This is a genomic window from Halomonas jincaotanensis, from assembly GCF_018448785.1.
Classification (GTDB): domain Bacteria; phylum Pseudomonadota; class Gammaproteobacteria; order Pseudomonadales; family Halomonadaceae; genus Halomonas; species Halomonas jincaotanensis.
Genome location: NZ_JAHCLU010000009.1, coordinates 99,588 through 116,447, shown reverse-complemented (window position 1 = coordinate 116,447; position 16,860 = coordinate 99,588). Strand labels below are relative to the sequence as shown.

15 protein-coding genes are annotated in these 16,860 nt (G+C 60.4%); 1 reads left to right on the top strand and 14 read right to left on the bottom strand.

The annotated features are described in order from the left end of the window. Positions 1-24: 24 nt before the first annotated feature. From KG088_RS10240 to KG088_RS10220, 5 genes are all read right to left on the bottom strand, one after another. Complete coding sequence (locus tag KG088_RS10240) at positions 25-483, bottom strand: hypothetical protein (RefSeq protein WP_213825424.1); 459 nt, start codon at positions 481-483, stop codon at positions 25-27. A gap of 132 nt (positions 484-615) precedes the next feature. After that, positions 616-1,089: a LabA-like NYN domain-containing protein gene (locus KG088_RS10235; RefSeq protein ID WP_213825423.1), complete on the bottom strand. Its 474-nt coding sequence runs from the start codon at positions 1,087-1,089 to the stop codon at positions 616-618. 20 nt (positions 1,090-1,109) lie between these two features. After that, complete coding sequence (locus KG088_RS10230) at positions 1,110-1,574, bottom strand: DUF6586 family protein (RefSeq protein WP_213825422.1); 465 nt, start codon at positions 1,572-1,574, stop codon at positions 1,110-1,112. Continuing rightward, positions 1,571-4,201 carry a type I DNA topoisomerase gene (gene topA / locus KG088_RS10225; RefSeq protein WP_213825421.1) on the bottom strand — a complete coding sequence of 877 codons (2,631 nt, stop codon included), beginning with the start codon at positions 4,199-4,201 and terminating at the stop codon, positions 1,571-1,573. Before topA ends, KG088_RS10230 begins: the two co-directional genes overlap by 4 nt. A 231-nt stretch (positions 4,202-4,432) precedes the next feature. Further along, positions 4,433-7,048, bottom strand: coding sequence for a DUF3141 domain-containing protein (locus KG088_RS10220; protein WP_213825420.1), 2,616 nt, complete (start codon positions 7,046-7,048; stop codon positions 4,433-4,435). A 256-nt stretch (positions 7,049-7,304) separates the two neighbouring features. On the opposite strand from KG088_RS10220, the gene lipA reads away from it, so the two are divergent. Further along, the gene (lipA, locus tag KG088_RS10215; RefSeq protein ID WP_213825419.1) at positions 7,305-8,357 is read left to right on the top strand and encodes a lipoyl synthase; all 1,053 of its coding nucleotides are present in this window, start codon (positions 7,305-7,307) and stop codon (positions 8,355-8,357) included. Here lipA and lipB read toward each other — a convergent pair. The 9 genes from lipB to rsfS form a co-directional block, all read right to left on the bottom strand. Further along, complete coding sequence (lipB, locus tag KG088_RS10210; protein WP_213825418.1) at positions 8,341-9,063, bottom strand: lipoyl(octanoyl) transferase LipB; 723 nt, start codon at positions 9,061-9,063, stop codon at positions 8,341-8,343. The two genes, lipA and lipB, sit on opposite strands and share 17 nt — an antisense overlap. Before the next feature lie 47 nt (positions 9,064-9,110). Further along, positions 9,111-9,425 (bottom strand): HP0495 family protein, encoded by a 315-nt coding sequence (locus KG088_RS10205; protein ID WP_213825417.1) that lies wholly within the window; start codon positions 9,423-9,425, stop codon positions 9,111-9,113. A 100-nt stretch (positions 9,426-9,525) separates the two neighbouring features. Further along, positions 9,526-10,734 carry a D-alanyl-D-alanine carboxypeptidase family protein gene (locus tag KG088_RS10200; RefSeq protein WP_213825416.1) on the bottom strand — a complete coding sequence of 403 codons (1,209 nt, stop codon included), beginning with the start codon at positions 10,732-10,734 and terminating at the stop codon, positions 9,526-9,528. Between the two features lie 48 nt (positions 10,735-10,782). Continuing rightward, positions 10,783-11,718, bottom strand: coding sequence for a septal ring lytic transglycosylase RlpA family protein (locus tag KG088_RS10195; protein WP_213825415.1), 936 nt, complete (start codon positions 11,716-11,718; stop codon positions 10,783-10,785). Next, the gene (gene mltB, locus KG088_RS10190; RefSeq protein ID WP_319941416.1) at positions 11,715-12,656 is read right to left on the bottom strand and encodes a lytic murein transglycosylase B; all 942 of its coding nucleotides are present in this window, start codon (positions 12,654-12,656) and stop codon (positions 11,715-11,717) included. Before mltB ends, KG088_RS10195 begins: the two co-directional genes overlap by 4 nt. Before the next feature lie 203 nt (positions 12,657-12,859). Next, positions 12,860-14,014 (bottom strand): rod shape-determining protein RodA, encoded by a 1,155-nt coding sequence (rodA, locus tag KG088_RS10185; RefSeq protein ID WP_213825496.1) that lies wholly within the window; start codon positions 14,012-14,014, stop codon positions 12,860-12,862. Positions 14,015-14,023: 9 nt separating this feature from the next. Further along, on the bottom strand, positions 14,024-15,934 hold the full coding sequence (mrdA, locus tag KG088_RS10180; protein WP_213825413.1) for a penicillin-binding protein 2: 1,911 nt from the start codon (positions 15,932-15,934) through the stop codon (positions 14,024-14,026). A 74-nt stretch (positions 15,935-16,008) separates the two neighbouring features. Beyond that, on the bottom strand, positions 16,009-16,476 hold the full coding sequence (gene rlmH, locus KG088_RS10175) for a 23S rRNA (pseudouridine(1915)-N(3))-methyltransferase RlmH (RefSeq protein WP_213825412.1): 468 nt from the start codon (positions 16,474-16,476) through the stop codon (positions 16,009-16,011). Continuing rightward, on the bottom strand, positions 16,473-16,859 hold the full coding sequence (rsfS, locus tag KG088_RS10170) for a ribosome silencing factor (RefSeq protein ID WP_213825411.1): 387 nt from the start codon (positions 16,857-16,859) through the stop codon (positions 16,473-16,475). The genes rlmH and rsfS overlap by 4 nt, the downstream gene beginning before the upstream one ends. Position 16,860 lies beyond the last annotated feature (1 nt).

Sequence of the window (16,860 nt, the reverse complement as noted above, 5' to 3'; positions counted from 1 at the left end):
GGATGGATATATCAGTGGGCTAGGTCAGTCTTGACGCTCCACGGTAAAGAGGCTTTGCAGCTTGTCCGTCTTGCCATAGAGATGAACGGTTGTTTCATCGAAGGGGAAGCGATCGAGATACTCACTGTGGTTATTGAAACGCGGCTTGTGGGTATTGATCATGGCCGCGGCCAATCGCTCACGATTGGCATAGCCCGCCAACCCCACCGAATACCAGAGCTCCTCGTCGGGTTTCAGGAAGGCACGCCACGTCTCCCTATCGGAGTGATGCTCGATAGCGTAGCGCGCACTGCGGTGCTCACCCACGTACAGCAGTTGCTGAACGACCATCTCTTCGCTTTCAGGGTCCCTGGCAGCACGGAAGACACAAAAGATACCGGATTCATCCGGCGCCTCACGCAATTGCGCATCGGTCCAGTAGCCCAGCATCTTCGGCGACAACAACCCGCTCGACGCAGGACTCAACATGAAATTTTCCGGCATGGGGATCTCTCCAAGCTGACGTGTCTTCCTAGTCTGGCAAAAACATCCATAGTCTGGCAAAAACATCCATAATCTTCGAGGCGTAACACGTCGCATGCCTGACGTATAGCGATGAAGCGTGATCAGTGTCGTTTAAAGCAGTAGGGAGGCGTCAATCGGCACGAAATGGTTCGCCGCACGGATCAGTGAATCGGCGCTGAGCGGCTCCACACCCACCACCTCGACCACGACCCCGTGGCGTTCGCGTATCCTCTCCACGAGAATGTCGAAGTCGCCATCGCCTGAAACCAGCACCACACGATCGACTCGTGGCGCTGCCTCGATGGCGTCAAGCGCGATACCCACGTCCCAATCGCCCTTGGCAGAGCCATCGCTGCGCTGGATAAAGGGTTTGAGCTTTACGCTGAAGCCGATGCCCCGCAGGATATTCTGGAACTGACGTTGCTTGGGATCGCCTCGCTCCACCGCATAGGCATTGGCCACGACGACTTCTCGCCCGACCGCGAAGCGCGACCAGAAGGCGTTGTAATCAAAATGGCGGCCGAAGGCCTGGCGGGTGGTGTAATAGACGTTCTGAACATCGACGAAGAGAGCGATACGCTCCACAGAACTTTCAGACGACAGGGCTACCACTCTTCGCTGGTCTCGCGAAGCGCGGCAAGCTCCGCTTTGGCCTCGCCAAGACACCAGGCCAGCTCTTCGCCCAGCGCTGCGCCGCTACCGGTCGCGATCAAGCCTTGCGCCGCTCCGCTGGAGCGCCGAGCCACCCCGTCGCTGCCGTGCAGGGCCTCGAGACGAACCACCAACCAGGCCAGCCAGCTATCGGGCCGGGAGACCAACTCGCGAAGGCGCTGCAGCTCGGCGATCCCGGCACCTTCGTCGCCCAACAGTTCACGCCAGTCGTGGCGTCCGAGCCTGGCATGCTCAGTGACCTCACGCAGCAGCGACTCCAGCGCCAGCTCGGTCAATGCCAGCGCGCCTTCCTCGGCCGCCATGCGCCGAGACTCTCCATGCTCATCGGTGCCCGGCGGCGTCTGTAGCAGCAGTTCGGCCTGGTAGAGCAACTGGTTGGTACGCGATCTCGGCGTCACTTGCGCTTGTCCTCCACCTGCCACTTGCCGTCGTGGAAAGTCGCCTTCCAGCCGGTGGCCTTGCCGTCCTCATCGGTCATCACGAATTGCTCCTTGGCCTTGCGGGAGAAACGGATCTGGGTCGGGCGACCGTCGGGGTCCTCGCTGGGCGCTTCGAGCAGATAGTGGTATTTCTCGGGCAGCTCGTCGGCGTGCGACTTGAGTTCTCGCACCAGCGGCGGGCGCGTCTCGCGATTCTTGGGAAACTTGCTTGCCGCCAGGAAAAGGCCACTGGCGCCATCGCGAAGCACATAGTGATCTTCCACTTTCTGGCAGGCCAGTTCCGGCATGGGAATGGGGTCCATCTTGGGTGGCGCCGCTTCACCGCTCCTGAGCAGCTTGCGGGTATTCTTGCACTCGGCATTGGTGCAGCCGAAATACTTGCCGAAACGGCCCGACTTGAGCTGCATTTCGCTGCCGCACTTGTCGCACTCGAGGGTCGGCCCGTCATAGCCCTTGATGCGGAACTTACCCTGCTCGATTGCATGGCCATCACAATCCGGGCTGTTGCCGCAGATGTGCAATTTTCGGCTTTCGTCGATCAGGTAACTGTCCATGGCCGTGCCACATTTCGGGCAGCGCTGTTTGGCGCGCAGCGCATTGGTCTCCGCGTCATCGCCGGCATCCTCGGCCACGGCTTCGTCGCCGGGGATGAGATCGATGGTGGTCTTGCAGCGCTCCTTGGGCGGGAGGTTGTACCCCGAGCAGCCAAGGAACACCCCGGTGGAGGCAGTCCGGATCTGCATCTTGCGGCCACAGCTGGGGCAGTCGATATCGGTGGGTACCGGCTGGTTAGGCCGCATCCCCTCTTCGCTCTCGGCCTTCTCGAGCTCGAGCCGAAATTCGGCGTAGAAGGCATCCAACAACGCCTGCCAGTTGCGCTCGCCCTGTGCCACCTCGTCGAGACTGCTCTCCATGCGCGCCGTGAAGGAGAAATCCATCAAGTCGGGAAAGGACTCCTTGAGGCGTTCGGTCACGATATCGCCGAGTTTTTCGGCGTAAAAGCGCCGATTGACCAGCTTCACGTAACCGCGATCCTGAATCGTCGAGATGATCGATGCATAGGTGGAGGGCCGCCCGATGCCGCGCTTCTCGAGCTCCTTGACCAGACTTGCCTCGGTGTAGCGGGCCGGCGGCTTGGTAAAGTGCTGAAGCGGCTCGAGGCTTTCGAGCGTCATGGGGGTTCCTTCGGCGAGATCCGGCAGCGACTGATCCTCTTCCTTGCGTCCCATGGGCTTCATCACCCGCGTATAGCCATCGAACTTGAGCACACGGCCCTTGGCCCTGAGCTCGAAGCCCGCCACCTGCACGGTCAGCGTGCTGGACAGGTATTCGGCCGGCGTCATTTGACAGGCCACGAACTGGCGCCAGATCAACTCATACAAGCGCTCGGCGTCGCGCTCCATACCGGCAAGCTCGGTTGACTGACGAGCGACGTCGGAGGGACGAATCGCTTCGTGTGCCTCCTGGGCACCTTCCTTGCTGGTGTAACGATTGGGCTCCTTGGGGAGGTAGCGGGGGCCGTATTCGCTGCCGATGTGGTCGCGAACCCCCTCTACCGCATCCTTGGATAGATTGGTCGAATCGGTACGCATATAGGTGATGTAGCCGGCCTCGTAGAGGCGCTGCGCCAGGGTCATGGTCTTCTTGACCGAGAAACCCAGGCGGCCGCTGGCCGCTTGCTGCAAGGTCGAGGTGATGAAGGGCGCATTGGGCTTGGAACTGGTCGGCTTGTCCTCTCGCGAGGTGATGGCAAGATTTGCCGTCCTCAGCGCGGCGATTCGCTCAAGCGTCTCGGACTTTGAGGTGGGGCGAAATGCCTTGCCATCCTGACGCACCAACTCGAAGCGCACGGGCTCGCCATCATCCGACACAAGCTCGGCGTGGACATCCCAGAACTCCTCGGGAACAAAGGCATGTATCTCGCGTTCACGCTCGGCGATCAAGCGCATTGCCACGGACTGGACCCGGCCGGCGGAGAGACCTCGAGCCACCTTGGCCCAGAGTAATGGCGAGAGCATGAAACCCACGACACGGTCGAGAAAGCGGCGCGCCTGCTGGGCCTCCACCCGCGGGATATTGAGGCTACCCGGATCCTGAAAGGCTTCCTGAATAGCATTCTTGGTGATCTCATTGAACACCACGCGGCGATAACGGGTGTCGTCTCCACCAATGGTTTCGCGCAGGTGCCAGGCGATAGCCTCGCCCTCGCGGTCAAGGTCGGTGGCGAGGTAGACCGTATCGGCCTTCTCGGCAAGCTTCTTGAGCTCGGCGACCACCTTTTCCTTGCCTGGCAGGATCTCGTAATGGGCCTCCCAACCGTGGTCCGGGTCGATCCCCATGCGGCGGATGAGCTGGTCGTGGGCCTTGCGTTTCTTGTACACCGCCTTCTCGTCCGGTGACATCTTGCGCGTCAACGCCGCCTGTTTGGCCCGTTCCTTGGGGTCTGAGGCTGACTTGCCTGAGCCGCTGGTCGGCAGGTCGCGAATGTGACCCACACTCGACTTCACGACGAACTCGTTGCCGAGATATTTATTGATCGTCTTCGCCTTGGCCGGCGATTCGACGATGACCAGTGACTTGCCCATAGCGCTCCACTATATGGTGTTCCCCTCCGATTCCCGAAGGGAGAAAAATCCGCTTACCCTACTCCAGCGCCGCCCGCCATGCCAGTCACATACGGAGCATCCAAGGGTGGGCGACCTTTCAGACCGTAGACCGAGAATACCTGCCAGGGCAAGGCAGCATATTCGCGAATCATATAAAAAGCCCCTGCCGGCAAGCCGACAGGGGCGATAAGAGACCGTAAGACAGAAGCCTCAGCTCTTGCTTTCCTGCCCGGACGTCTTGCGCTGACGTTTCGCGGCTGGCTTGCGTGGCGAGGGCTTCTCGGCCGCGGGAGTGGTCGTCGCCTGGGACTCGGTCGATGGCTCGCTGGTATCGGTCGATGACTCGCTGGTATCGGTCGATGGCTCGCTGGTATCGGTCGACGACTCGCTAGCTTCGGTCCTTTCCTTGGCAGCCTTGGTCGTTGCTTTCGGCTGCGAGGCCGGCGTCTCCTCCTGGGCTTGAGCGTCGGACGCTACCGCCGCCGTCGAAGCCTGAGGCTTGACAGGAGCTTCCGGCTTAACTTCCTGCTCGGCGCCAGCCTTCGAGGCCTGAGGCTTGGCAGGCGTTTCCGGTTTGGATGCCGGCGACTTCTCGATGAGAGGCTGTTGGCTGGAAGATTCAGCTTCTTCCTGCGGCGCCTGCTTTATCGCTTTATGAAACAACGACCTGACACGCTCGAAGCGCTGCGCGGCATGCTCGGAGAGCTCGCCGCTGGCCGCCAGCACATGCTCAATATGGGCCAGGTGCTCATCGATTTGTGTGGCTGTCTGGTCTTCCAGCAGGGTCGGCAGGGCTTCCAGCGCCGCCTCGCGGTCAAGACGCAGGATGAAGAACTGATCACGCATCAGCGTCTTGAAATCTGCCAGCTGAAGAGTCGGCTCAAGCTCAGCCCTTGAGGCACGCAACCGGTTGAAATTGCGCTCATCGGTAGCGGGGGCACCGCCGAGCACATGGATCACCGAGCGCATCACGGCTTCGTGGCTGGTGCCCTTGGCAATCCTATCGCGCAGTTCGGCTTGTCGACGCTCGATGAAGCGCCGGTGTTCCGGCTCGGCACCCGGACGCCGGCGATGCGCATGGGCGTCACCCTTCAGCCCTACCAGGGCCTGCAGCAGGGGTTGGCCATAAATGTTCATGAACAGCCGCTCGGTGCTGCTGTCGCGCAGATCACGCCAGGCATCCAGGCCTCGAGTGATCTGGTCTGACATGATGCCTTCCAGAGAGCGAAAGAGGTTCTCTTCCCCTACCGGGTGGCGGTCGGCGTTTATCTGCTCGGCCATTACCGGAATCCATGCCATCAACGGGTTACGATCGGAACGCAAGCGATACCCTAGCCGGTTGGGATGCATGCGACGCATCCACTTGGCTGTCTCGGGCGTCGCGGCCGCCTGGACCCAAGGCTGAACGAAACTCCGATAGAGACCGAGATTGATCTCGGAGATCCGTGCCACGGTAGCGAAGCGCGTATCATCCTCGATGCTCGGCTTCACGTATTCGTTGAGTTCATCGATGGTGCGGGGCTCGAACTCCAGAAGATAGTCGCGCTCGATCAGATCAGCATCTTCACGCTCTGCCGCCGAGGAGACCGTGGTCTCGTACAGGCCAGGAGGCAGCACGTCGATATAATCCATGTTGGCGGTGAACTCGGTGTGCTCCTTGCGTGAGACGCTACCCGAAACGAAGATGCCCAGGTGGCCGGTACTGTCGTGAACGCAATACACGATTGTCTGCTCGTTGGCGATGATGTCTTCGACACCCTCATAGAGATCGCGAACCCAGCCAAGCGCCTGCGGCGGCGGCGTGATGTCATCACCACGCGAACAGAAGACCACCACTGGCGAGCGCAGATTACGCAGGTCGATTCGACGCCCGTCTGAGGTCACCAACTGCGCCGTGGATAGCCGATTGCCGATAAAGAGATTGTCGACAATGTACTGGATTTCCTGGCCGCCCAGCACCACATGACCACCCCACCAACGCTCGAACTCCAGATAGCGCTCGGCTTCGGTATCTACCTTGGTGTAAAGCTGATACTGCTTGTTCCACCAGGTGTTGGCCGGATTGAGCTTCTCAAAGTTCTGCACCAGCGAGGCACCATCAAAGAGGCCGGCGCCCATGTCGCTGAGCATGGCCGTCATCCAGCTGCCGCCGGTCATGCCACCGGTATAACGCATCGGTGCATTGCCGTGTTCACCGGCCCAATAGGAAAGCGGCGCGCCCGCGATAAGGATCGGGCCGAAGATATCCGGCTCCAGGGCTGCCGCCATCATTACCTGCCAGCCCGCTTGACAATTGCCTACCACCATCGGTTTTTCGGAGGTATCCGGATGGCGCCCCACAACATGACGCACGAATGCCACTTCGGCTTCGACGACATCCTCGACGGTCTGGTCGGGCATCGGATAGGGCAGAAAACCGATGAAATAGCAGGGATGGCCGGCCCGCAGTGCAACGCCGATCTCGCTATCCGACTTGAAGCCGCCGATACCGGGCCCATGACCGGCGCGCGGATCAACCACCACGAAGGGCCGAGCCTGCAGGTTGGTTTCGACGCCTTCCGGCGGCAGAATGCGCAGCAGTTCATAGTTGACCGGACGCGGCAACGTCCGGCCATCCATCAAGACTTCGGATTCAAAGCCGAGGACATTGGGCTTTGTCTGCTCGATATGCTCGAGATATTGATTGCCTCGAAGACGCATGACATCCATGTAGAGTACGCTGCGCTCAAGCGCATCGCGCCAGTAGTCGCCAGCGGCGCGTCCAAAGCCGAACGGATCCATGTAAGACAGCAGAGCTGCCGGGGGAGTCGGCATCAGGGGGATCATTATCTGCTCCAGGCGTAATGTGGCGGCCAGGGGGCGGCCACAGTGAAACGTTTTTGCTGCAACGCAATATAACGCATTTAAAGCTTTTCAGCGAGCCTGTCCAGCCTCGCCGCGATTGTGATAAATTATAAGGCAATGACATCGTTAGCGTCTGTCATATCTTGCGCCTTGTTGAACACGCCTCTGTAATACCACATGGCGACGTTCAACTAGTCGGACAGGAGAGGCAGTCGCCGAGTGAAGAGGCTCGCCTTCTATGAGCGACAATACCCCGAGACACGTGCCTAGCGGTGAAAAATTCCGTAACGAGCATGGTATGAGTGTCATCAAGGATGGCATGAAGCAGCGACAGCAGGCCGAGGAAAGTCATGCCCTCGGGCGCAAGCCTCAGTGGTTGCGTGCCCAGATTCCCGGTGGGGAGCGCTTCGAAGCGGTCAAGAAAAATGTCGCCAAGCACCGCCTCAGCACTGTGTGCGCCGAGTCCCATTGCCCCAACATGGGGGAGTGCTGGAGCAACGGCACCGCTACCATCATGCTGATGGGATCGGTGTGTACACGCGCCTGCCGGTTCTGTGCCGTCGATACGGGTAACCCGCGTGGCTGGCTAGACCTGGAGGAGCCCGAGAATACCGCCAAATCGGTCGAGCTCATGGGGCTTCGCTACATCGTGCTGACCTCGGTGGACCGTGACGATTTACCCGATGGTGGCGCCACCCACTATGCAGACTGCATTCGTGCCATTAAGTCACGCACGCCTGACGTGGTAGTGGAAGCGCTCACACCGGATTTCGACGCCGTTCCTGAGGCAATTGAACGCGTGGTCGATTCCGGGCTGGAAGTCTTTGCCCAGAACGTGGAAACCGTTGAACGGCTGACTCGCCGCGTGCGCGATCCACGTGCAGGCTACCGGAAGACACTCGATGTGCTGGCCCACGCCAAGCGGTACCGGCCCGACGTGATCACCAAGACCAGCCTGATGCTCGGCCTTGGCGAAACCGAGAATGAGATCCTGGCCACCTTCGACGACCTGCGCGCCATCGGCGTGGACATCGTGACCTTGGGTCAGTACCTCAGGCCCACACGCAACCACTTACCCGTCGAGCGTTGGGTCACACCGCAGGAATTCGATCGCTACCGGACGCTGGGCCTGGAAAAGGGCTTCATGGAAGTGCCCTCTGGCCCTCTCGTACGCTCCAGTTACCGCGCCGACAGGGTCTTCGAGAACAATAATCTCGGACTCGCCTCACCGGCCGATGTACCTGGCCAAGCGCCAGACCCGAACCGGATCCCAGTTAGTCACCTTGGCTGAGAGACTCGTCGTGCCCACTACCGGTTTGCCGGCTCCCTTCGAGGTTGTCAGATTGGGGCTGCGCCGGAACGTATCGCAAGCGTCGCCCCAACGCATCGGCCAGACACTCGGCCAGGCGCTCGCCGATAACTGACGTATCGGGACATCGCGAGACGTGGTCCTCCAACCGGGTCATGGCAAGGCCGGCATAACCACAGGGATTGATGCGGGTGAACGGGGTCAGGTCCCCATCGACGTTGAGCGCCACCCCGTGAAAGCTGGCGCCGCGACGAATGCGCAGTCCCAGAGAAGCGATCTTGCATTTACCGACATAAACGCCAGGTGCGTCCGGGCGCGCATGAGCGATAACGCCTTGCTCGGCCAGCACGGCAACCACCGCACGCTCCAGCGCTGTCACCAGGTCGCGCACGCCTAGACGGGCGCGACGTACATCCAACAGTGGATACAGCACGACCTGTCCCGGGCCGTGATAGGTCACCTGCCCACCGCGATCTGTCTGAACCACCGGTATGTCGCCCGGAAACAGGATATGTTCCGGCTTGCCGGCCTGCCCCTGGGTGAACACCGGCTCATGTTCCACCAGCCAGAACTGGTCGTCGGTGCTCGGGTCACGCGTATCGGTCAACTGGCGCATCGCCTCCCATACCGGCTGATAGGAACGACGCCCGAGAGAATAGACAACGATAGGCATGTCACCGGCGTTCATCGGCTTTTCCTATCATCAGAGCACCATGTCATCAGACCACCATGTCATCAGACCACCATGTGAACACGACCAGTGGCCTTGAGATCCGTAAACAGCGCCTTGATCTGCGTTTCACCGGTGGCCCGAAGGGTCAGGCGCACCGACTGGAAGCGACCGTTGCGGCTCGCCACCACCTCGAGCCCCTGGGCATCGAACGTCGTATCGTGCCGAGTGACGATCTGACACACGACGGCGGCGAAATCCTCCGCAGCATCCCCAACCACCTTGATCGGATAATCGCACGGAAACGTGATGACGGGCGGCTTGCTGCCAGGCCGGGTGGCTACCGGCTGGCGTAGGTCACGTAGTGGCTTGTTGTTCATCCTTCACCCACCAGAAATATTGCTATCAAGAGTGTCAATCCCACGTGCTTTAACCGGCCTCTCAGAATCATGCAAGTGGCCTTGGTTTGGGCGACTGGCATCAATCAAACCAGTCGCCGACAAGATTCGAGAACAGATTAGTGAAAAAACGTTGCACTTGATCGAAAAGACGCTTGAATATCCCCCCTTCCTCGATACTTTCCAGCGCGACCAACGAACGCTCACCAACGACCTCGTCCCCCAGGCGGACCTCCAGCGTGCCTACGCTGTCACCCGCGCTGATGGGAGCCATTAGATCAGGACGCAGGTCAAGATGCGCGGCAAGCTCATCATTGCGGGCCCGCGGTACCGTCATATGAATATCCTGGCTGACTCCGACTCGCAGCTCGTTCTTGTCACCCCCCCAGACACGCGGCATGTTGAGCACGGCACCCCGTTCGTAAAGCTCCATTGTTTCGAAATATCGAAAACCGTAACTGAGCAGCTTTTGTGTCTCTTGTGCTCGCGCCTCTTCAGAGTCGGTGCCCATTACCACCGAGATCAGGCGCATGTCGTCACGCTTGGCAGACGCCACCAGGCCATAGCCTGCTTCGGTCGTCCAACCAGTCTTGAGGCCGTCCACGCTCGGGTCACGCCACAGCAAGCGGTTACGATTCGGCTGACTGATGTCGTTGTAGGAGAATTCCTTCTCGGCGTAGATGGCGTAGTGCTCGGGGTAATCGTTGATGATGTGCTGGGCCAGCAATGCCATATCACGTGCCGAGGAATAATGCTCTTCCCCCGGGAGGCCTGTGGCGTTGACGAAATTGGTGTTCTCCATCCCCAGCCGGGTAGCGTGCTGATTCATCATGTCGGCGAAGGGCGCGTCGCCACCCGCCAGATACTCCGCCATGGCAACACTGGCATCGTTGCCAGAGGCAATGATGATCCCGTTGAGCAGTTGTTCCACCGGGACCTGGGTATCAACTTCGATGAACATCTTGGAGCCACCGGTGCGCCACGCCTTCTCGCTGATATCCACCATATCATCCAGGGCAATATTGCCGCGGTCGAGTTCACGCTCAACGAGATAGGCGGTCATCAGCTTGGTCAGGCTGGCCGGAGGCAGGCGCTCATCGGCGTTATGATCCACCAGTACTCGTCCACTGTCGGCATCCATCAAAATCCACGAGCTGGCCGCGAGCTGAGGCGGCGAAGGAATCATTGTGGGTATTGGCTGGGCCAGGGCCGGCAAGGCAGTCAATATCACGCACAGGCATAGCGATGCTGGATGCCGTATGGCGGATAGAACAGAAGCAAACACTTTCATGGGGCAATTCTCGTCGAAAATATCAGAAATTCTTTATGAAGCCGTAAGTCAATCTTCGCTGTGAACGATGAAGGCTTGAGCAAAACCTGCGCGGCGCAGTTGGTCCCGCACCGGATTGGCCTGATCCACATGGCTCAATGGGCCCACTTGAACGCGGTGTGTTCCAGTCACGCTGGCGACACGCACCGGTTGCGAAAGCTCGCTTTCCAGGCGCGTCTTCAGCGCCTTGGCACTCTCGGCGGAGCCCAACGCGGCCACTTGGAGGAAGACACCTTCCTCGGCATCGTGCACATCATTACCACTAGGGGTCGAGGGTACCGCAGACCCCACCTCGACCGATGCGGGTACCGGCGAGGCCGGCGGAGCTTGTGGCTGGGCGGTAGTCGCCTTGTTGGTAAGCCATTGATCCACATCGATCGCCTCGACCCTGACACGCCCAGTGCCGCGATCAAGAATATCCAGGCGAGCGGCGGCGGCATAGGAAAGATCGATCTCACGCTCGCTATGGAAGGGGCCGCGATCATTGACACGCACGATCACTGAGCGACCGTTATTCTGACTGGTCACGCGGGCGAAACTCGGCAAGGGTAGCGAACGATGCGCGGCACTCATCGTATACATGTCGTAGATTTCGCCGTTGGAGGTGGCATAACCGTGGAATTTCTCACCGTACCAGGAGGCTTTCCCTTCACGCACGTAGCCACTGGCATCGGCGAGCACTTCGTAGGATTTCCCCCACACCTCGTACGGTGAACGATTGCCACCCCGCGACAGCGGCTCGCGTCTAGGCTCGGCATTCGGCACCTCGCTGACATCCGGCGGGTCTTGCGGATAGGCATCCCCGCTTAATGCATAGCGCTCGCCGCTCGAGGCAGCGGTGCTGTCGGCGCCCACCTGGCCGCTCGCAGAAGGACGTGAGCCCCCACCGCCCGAGCACCCGACCAGCAGCAATACGAGCCCCAGCAACAGTGCTTGACGGATCATGAGTTCGCCTCCTCGTCATCGGCAGATATCACCAGCGGCACCGTCTGCAAGCCAAGCGAGTCGCGAATCGATTCTGCGAGTTCGGTCACTGCCATCGCATAAAGGTGGCTGTGGTTGTAGCGAGTGATGACGTAGAAGTTGTCACGACCGAAACGATAGCGCCAGGTGGTTTCGTCGACTTCCAGCGCCAGCGGAATGACTTCCTGCGCCGCGTCCATCTCGGCCTCGGGACGGATCCCCTTTTCGGCGAGTTCGGCGACCTTGCGGTAGGGCTTGTCCGTTCGATTGAATTCGATGCCCCCGGGTGGCGCTACAGGCCCATTGGCCTCCTGATAGATGGGTTCGCCGGCCCGCCAACCGTGTCGCGCGAAGTAGTTGCCGACACTACCGATAGCATCCACGGGATTGGTCCATAGGTCGCGCACCCCGTCATCGTCGAAATCAACCGCATAGGCTCGATAGCTGGTGGGAATGAACTGCGGATAGCCCATCGCGCCGGCGTAGGAGCCCATCAAGTCGCCGGGATCGACGTTCTGCTCATGAGTGATTTCAAGAAAAGCCGCAAGTTCGCCGCGGAAAAAATCCCCACGCTGTGGATGGTGAAAAGCCAGGGTCGCCAGGGAATCCAGCACCCGATGGCTACCGGTGAAGCGCCCATAGCTGGTTTCGACGCCAATGATCGCGGCGATGACCTCGGGCGGCACGCCGAACTCCGCCTCGGCACGCTCGAACGCCCGACGATGCGCCTCGATGAAACCGACGCCACTCTGAATCCGCTCGGGAGTCAGGAAGATGGCTCGGTACTCATCCCAGCGCAGCCGTCTCTCCACCGCGCCCTCCATCGCCTCCAGAACGTTTTGCTGGTATTCAGCTCCACGCAACGCGTCCTCAAGCCAGCGACGCTGAATACCCTGGCCAGCCAGCTCATCGACAAGCAACCTGGCCCCGCGGTGTTCGCTTGGGTCAAAATCTGTCGCCGCAGGCGTTGCCAACGAGAAAAATGCCAGGCTGGTTGTAGCGATAATGCCTTGTACCCACCTTCGTGAACGGCTCACCGTCATGCTTTTACCTCTTCCCGATGAAAATAAGAACCTGAAAGGTGTCATGCCTCCTGCTCATGCAGGGTAACGCTAAAGTGGTGCTAGCGCGGAAGCAGTCGGCGGTGGGTGTGAATCGCCATGAGAATACCGAAACCCGCCATCAAGGTCACGCTGGAGGTTCCCCCGAAGCTGACCAAGGGAAGCGGCACCCCAACCACCGGCAGGATACCGCTCACCATACCCACGTTGACGAAGACGTATATGAAAAAAGTAAGGATAATACTGCCGGCCAGTAGACGGCCGAAGGTATTCTTGGCTCCCCCTGCCAACACGATGCCGCGAATAACGATCATCAGGTAGAGCACCAAAAATGCCAGCATGCCGACCAGACCAAACTCCTCCCCCAGCACCGCGACAATGAAATCGGTGTGGCGCTCGGGTAAGAATTCCAGCTGCGACTGCGTGCCTTGCAGCCATCCCTTCCCCATCAGGCCGCCACTGCCAATGGCGGTGGTGGACTGGATGATGTTCCAGCCGGAACCCAATGGATCGCTATTGGGATCAAGAAAGGTCAGGACTCGCTGCCGCTGATAATTGTGCAGGTTCATCCACAGTAGCGGCAGCGCAGCGGTGGCCAGCAACGACAGACCGGCAATGAAGCGCCAGGTAAGCCCTGCCAGCAGCACGACAAACACCCCCGCAGTCGCCACTAGTAGTGAGGTGCCGAGATCGGGCTGTTTCGCTATCAGCACTACCGGCATGCCGATCAGCAGGGCGCAGACTGCCAGGTCCCTGACGCGGGGCGGCAACTCACGGCGACAGAGATACGACGCCACCATCATCGGCATCGCCAGCTTCATCAGCTCAGAGGGCTGAAAACGGATAAGCCCGGGAATCACCAACCAGCGTTGAGCCCCCATGCCCATGTCGCCGATGAGCTCCACCGCCACCAGCATCAGAAGGCCAGCAAGATAGGCCGGGAAGGCCCAGCGCTGGAAGGTCGCGGGCGAGAACTGCGCCAGCACCAGCATGACTGTCAGGGCCACGCCAAACCGAACACCCTGGGCGATGGGTACCTGAAGGTATTGCCCACTGGCGCTGTAGAGCACGACCAGACCGGCCAGCATCAGCAGCAACAGCATGCCCAACAGCCACGGGTCGAGATGAAGGCGTTCCCAGAAGCTCCGACGACGCGCGATCCCGCTGGCGGGCGGCCGAACGGGATGGCCACGGAGCCTGTGTGACAAGTCGATCATTGCCACCCTTCAGTTTCCCGCCACATTGCCATCGTCGCTCTCCAGGATTTCGCGAACCTCTTCGGCATCTGGCTGTTCGTCCTCATCGAGCAACCAGGCGTCCGTCATCGCACGGGCCAGGTGTGCGGCATGTGTGCTACCACCACCGGCATTCTCGACGATAACCGACACCGCAATCTGGGGATCATCCAGCGGAGCAAAGGCAATGAACAACGCATGATCGCGAAGGCGCTCCGCCAACTCATCGGCCTCGTAGCGCTGGTCCTGTCCAAGGGAGAACACCTGGGCAGTACCCGACTTACCCCCCATGCGGTATTCGAGCCCCACCCCGGTGCGCCGAGCCGTCCCTTCGCTGCCGGAAACGACCTTTTCCATACCGGCGAACACCCTGTCCCACCACGCCTCATTGGCGAGTTCGAGATCCGGCGGAGTGTCAGCTAGCTCGACCGGCACATCCTCATCGCCGATACGGCTGGCAATACGCGGCTTGACCCATTCGCCTCGGTTGGCCAGCACCGAAGTGGCCGTCGCCAACTGCAGCGGGGTGACTTGCCAGTACCCCTGACCAATACCCACCGAGAGCGTCTCGCCGGGATACCAGGATTGTCCGAAGCGGTCACGCTTCCACTCCCTGGATGGCATCAAGGCGTTGCTCTCACCAAAGATATCGTGACCCACACGCTGACCGAAGCCGAAATCGCGCATCCTATCGTGGAGCCGATCGATCCCCAACTCGTGGGCAAGCGTGTAGTAGTAGGTATTGTTGGAGACGGCGATAGAGCGTTCCAGATCGACTCGTCCATGGCCCCAGCGCAACCAATTACGGTAACGACGCGAATCATTCGGCAACTGGAAATACCCGGGATCGTGGATGGTCTTTTCCGGGGTTATCGACCCTTCCGCCAGCCCGGCCATGGCTAGAAAAGGCTTGATGGTCGAGCCGGGTGGATACTGGCCGCGGATGGCGCGATTGAACAAGGGGAGATCGAGGTCGTGCTGCAGCTCACGGTAAGAGCCAACATCGATACCGGTCACGAACTGGTTGCTGTCGTAGCCGGGTACCGACACCATGGCCAGTATCTCACCGGTCGCCGGCGCCATGGCGACAATGGCGCCGCGTCGCCCATCGAGCAGATCGAACGCTAGCGACTGCAGCTCCTTGTCCAGGGTCAGGGTGATGTCCTTACCCGGCACCGGGTTGGTGCGACCCAGTTCACTGAGCACGCGGCCGCGAGCGTTGGTCTCGACCTGGCGCAGGCCGGACTGCCCATGCAACGCGTCCTCGTAGAAGCGCTCGACACCGGTCTTGCCGATGAAGTGAGTTCCGGCATAGCGTCCCGCGTCGAGCGACTTCAGCTCATCGGTATTGATGCGACCGACATACCCCAGGGCATGGACCAGCATCGGTGCGTCGGGATAATAGCGTAGCAATTGGGCTTCGACTTCGACGCCGGGCAGTCGGTGTCGATTGATCGCCAGCCGGGCAATCTGCTGCTCGTTCAGATCGCTCATCAACAAGGCGGGCTCGAAGGGTCGCTGAGGTTGGCTGACACGTGCGCGAAATGCCTTGGCCTCGTCAGCGGAGAGCGCCAGCAACGTTTCCAGCAACTCGAGAGTGGCGGGCAGGTTATCGGCGCGCTCTCTCACCAGCGTGAGGTTGTATGTAGGGCGATTCTCGGCGAGCAGCACCCCGTTACGGTCGTAGATCAGCCCTCGCGTCGGTGGCAACGGCTCCACTCTGACCCGGTTGTTTTCCGAGCGGGTACTGTAAACCTCATGCTGGACGACTTGCAGGTAAACCAGGCGGCCCATCAACAGAGCGGTCAACGCGATCACGACTAAGGCGGCGACCAGCGAACGCACCCGGAAGATTCTCAGCTCCTGCTCGGGGCTCTTCAGCTTGTCGGGTGATTCATGCATGGTGGCAGATGACCTTGGCAGCCGCCACGGTCGACGCAACGAAGGTCGGCCTCGGGCAGCGGGAGAACGGAAACTCAACGGTGATAGGGATGACCGACCAGAAGTGTCCAGGCACGATAGAGCTGCTCGGCGAGCAGGATGCGCACCAGCGGATGCGGCAACGTAAGGGGGGACAGCGACCAGCGCTGGTCCGCCTCAGCGGAAAGCGAGGCGTCCAGCCCGTCGGGGCCGCCTACCATCAGCACCACGTCTCGCCCCGCCAGACGCCAGGTTTCAGCTTCCAGCGCAAGCTCCTCGGTGCTCCAGAGGCATCCACCGACTTCCAAGGCCACCCGGTGCTCACCGCCCTTGAGCCGGCCACGAATCCGCTCGGCTTCCCGCGCGACGGCACGACCCGTATCGGCATTCTTGCCACGATTGCCCGGCGAGATCTCCTCAACCTCGACGGCGAAATCACGCGGCAATCGCTTTCGATATTCTTCGACACCCGCCGTGACCCAACTCGGCATGCGATTTCCCACGGCCAGCAAGCGAACTCTCACGTGCCCCTGGCCTCACCGCGGTGATAGGTTTCTGCCCTGATCAGCGACTCGGCATCGTCGGGCAGATCGGCCCAGAGGCGCTCGAGATCGTAAAGCTGGCGGGTCTCGGGCAGCATCACATGGATGACCATCTCCCCCATGTCGACCAGTACCCAATCGGAACCATTCTCGCCCTCGACGCCTAGCGGCTGCAGCCCTGCCGATTTGGCCTTCTCGACAAGATTGTTGGCCAGTGCCGCCACATGGCGTGTCGAGGTGCCGCTGGCAATGACCATCAGATCGGTGACGCTGGTCAGGCGAGAAACATCAAGCAGACCGATATCCTTGGCCTTGAGTTCTTCCAGCGCATCCACTGCTAGCGTCTTGAGTGTGTCGATATGCATA

Excerpts from the sequence above, each read along its gene's own strand:
- KG088_RS10195 (WP_213825415.1), bottom strand. The coding sequence starts at position 11,718 with ATGATCCGTCAAGCACTGTTGCTGGGGCTCGTATTGCTGCTGGTCGGG.
- lipB (WP_213825418.1), bottom strand. The coding sequence starts at position 9,063 with ATGAACGCCGGTGACATGCCTATCGTTGTCTATTCTCTCGGGCGTCGT.
- rsfS (WP_213825411.1), bottom strand. The coding sequence starts at position 16,859 with ATGCATATCGACACACTCAAGACGCTAGCAGTGGATGCGCTGGAAGAA.
- KG088_RS10220 (WP_213825420.1), bottom strand. The coding sequence starts at position 7,048 with ATGATCCCCCTGATGCCGACTCCCCCGGCAGCTCTGCTGTCTTACATG.
- KG088_RS10200 (WP_213825416.1), bottom strand. The coding sequence starts at position 10,734 with ATGAAAGTGTTTGCTTCTGTTCTATCCGCCATACGGCATCCAGCATCG.
- KG088_RS10205 (WP_213825417.1), bottom strand. The coding sequence starts at position 9,425 with ATGAACAACAAGCCACTACGTGACCTACGCCAGCCGGTAGCCACCCGG.
- KG088_RS10240 (WP_213825424.1), bottom strand. The coding sequence starts at position 483 with ATGCCGGAAAATTTCATGTTGAGTCCTGCGTCGAGCGGGTTGTTGTCG.
- rodA (WP_213825496.1), bottom strand. The coding sequence starts at position 14,014 with ATGATCGACTTGTCACACAGGCTCCGTGGCCATCCCGTTCGGCCGCCC.
- lipA (WP_213825419.1), top strand. The coding sequence starts at position 7,305 with ATGAGCGACAATACCCCGAGACACGTGCCTAGCGGTGAAAAATTCCGT.
- topA (WP_213825421.1), bottom strand. The coding sequence starts at position 4,201 with ATGGGCAAGTCACTGGTCATCGTCGAATCGCCGGCCAAGGCGAAGACG.
- mrdA (WP_213825413.1), bottom strand. The coding sequence starts at position 15,934 with ATGCATGAATCACCCGACAAGCTGAAGAGCCCCGAGCAGGAGCTGAGA.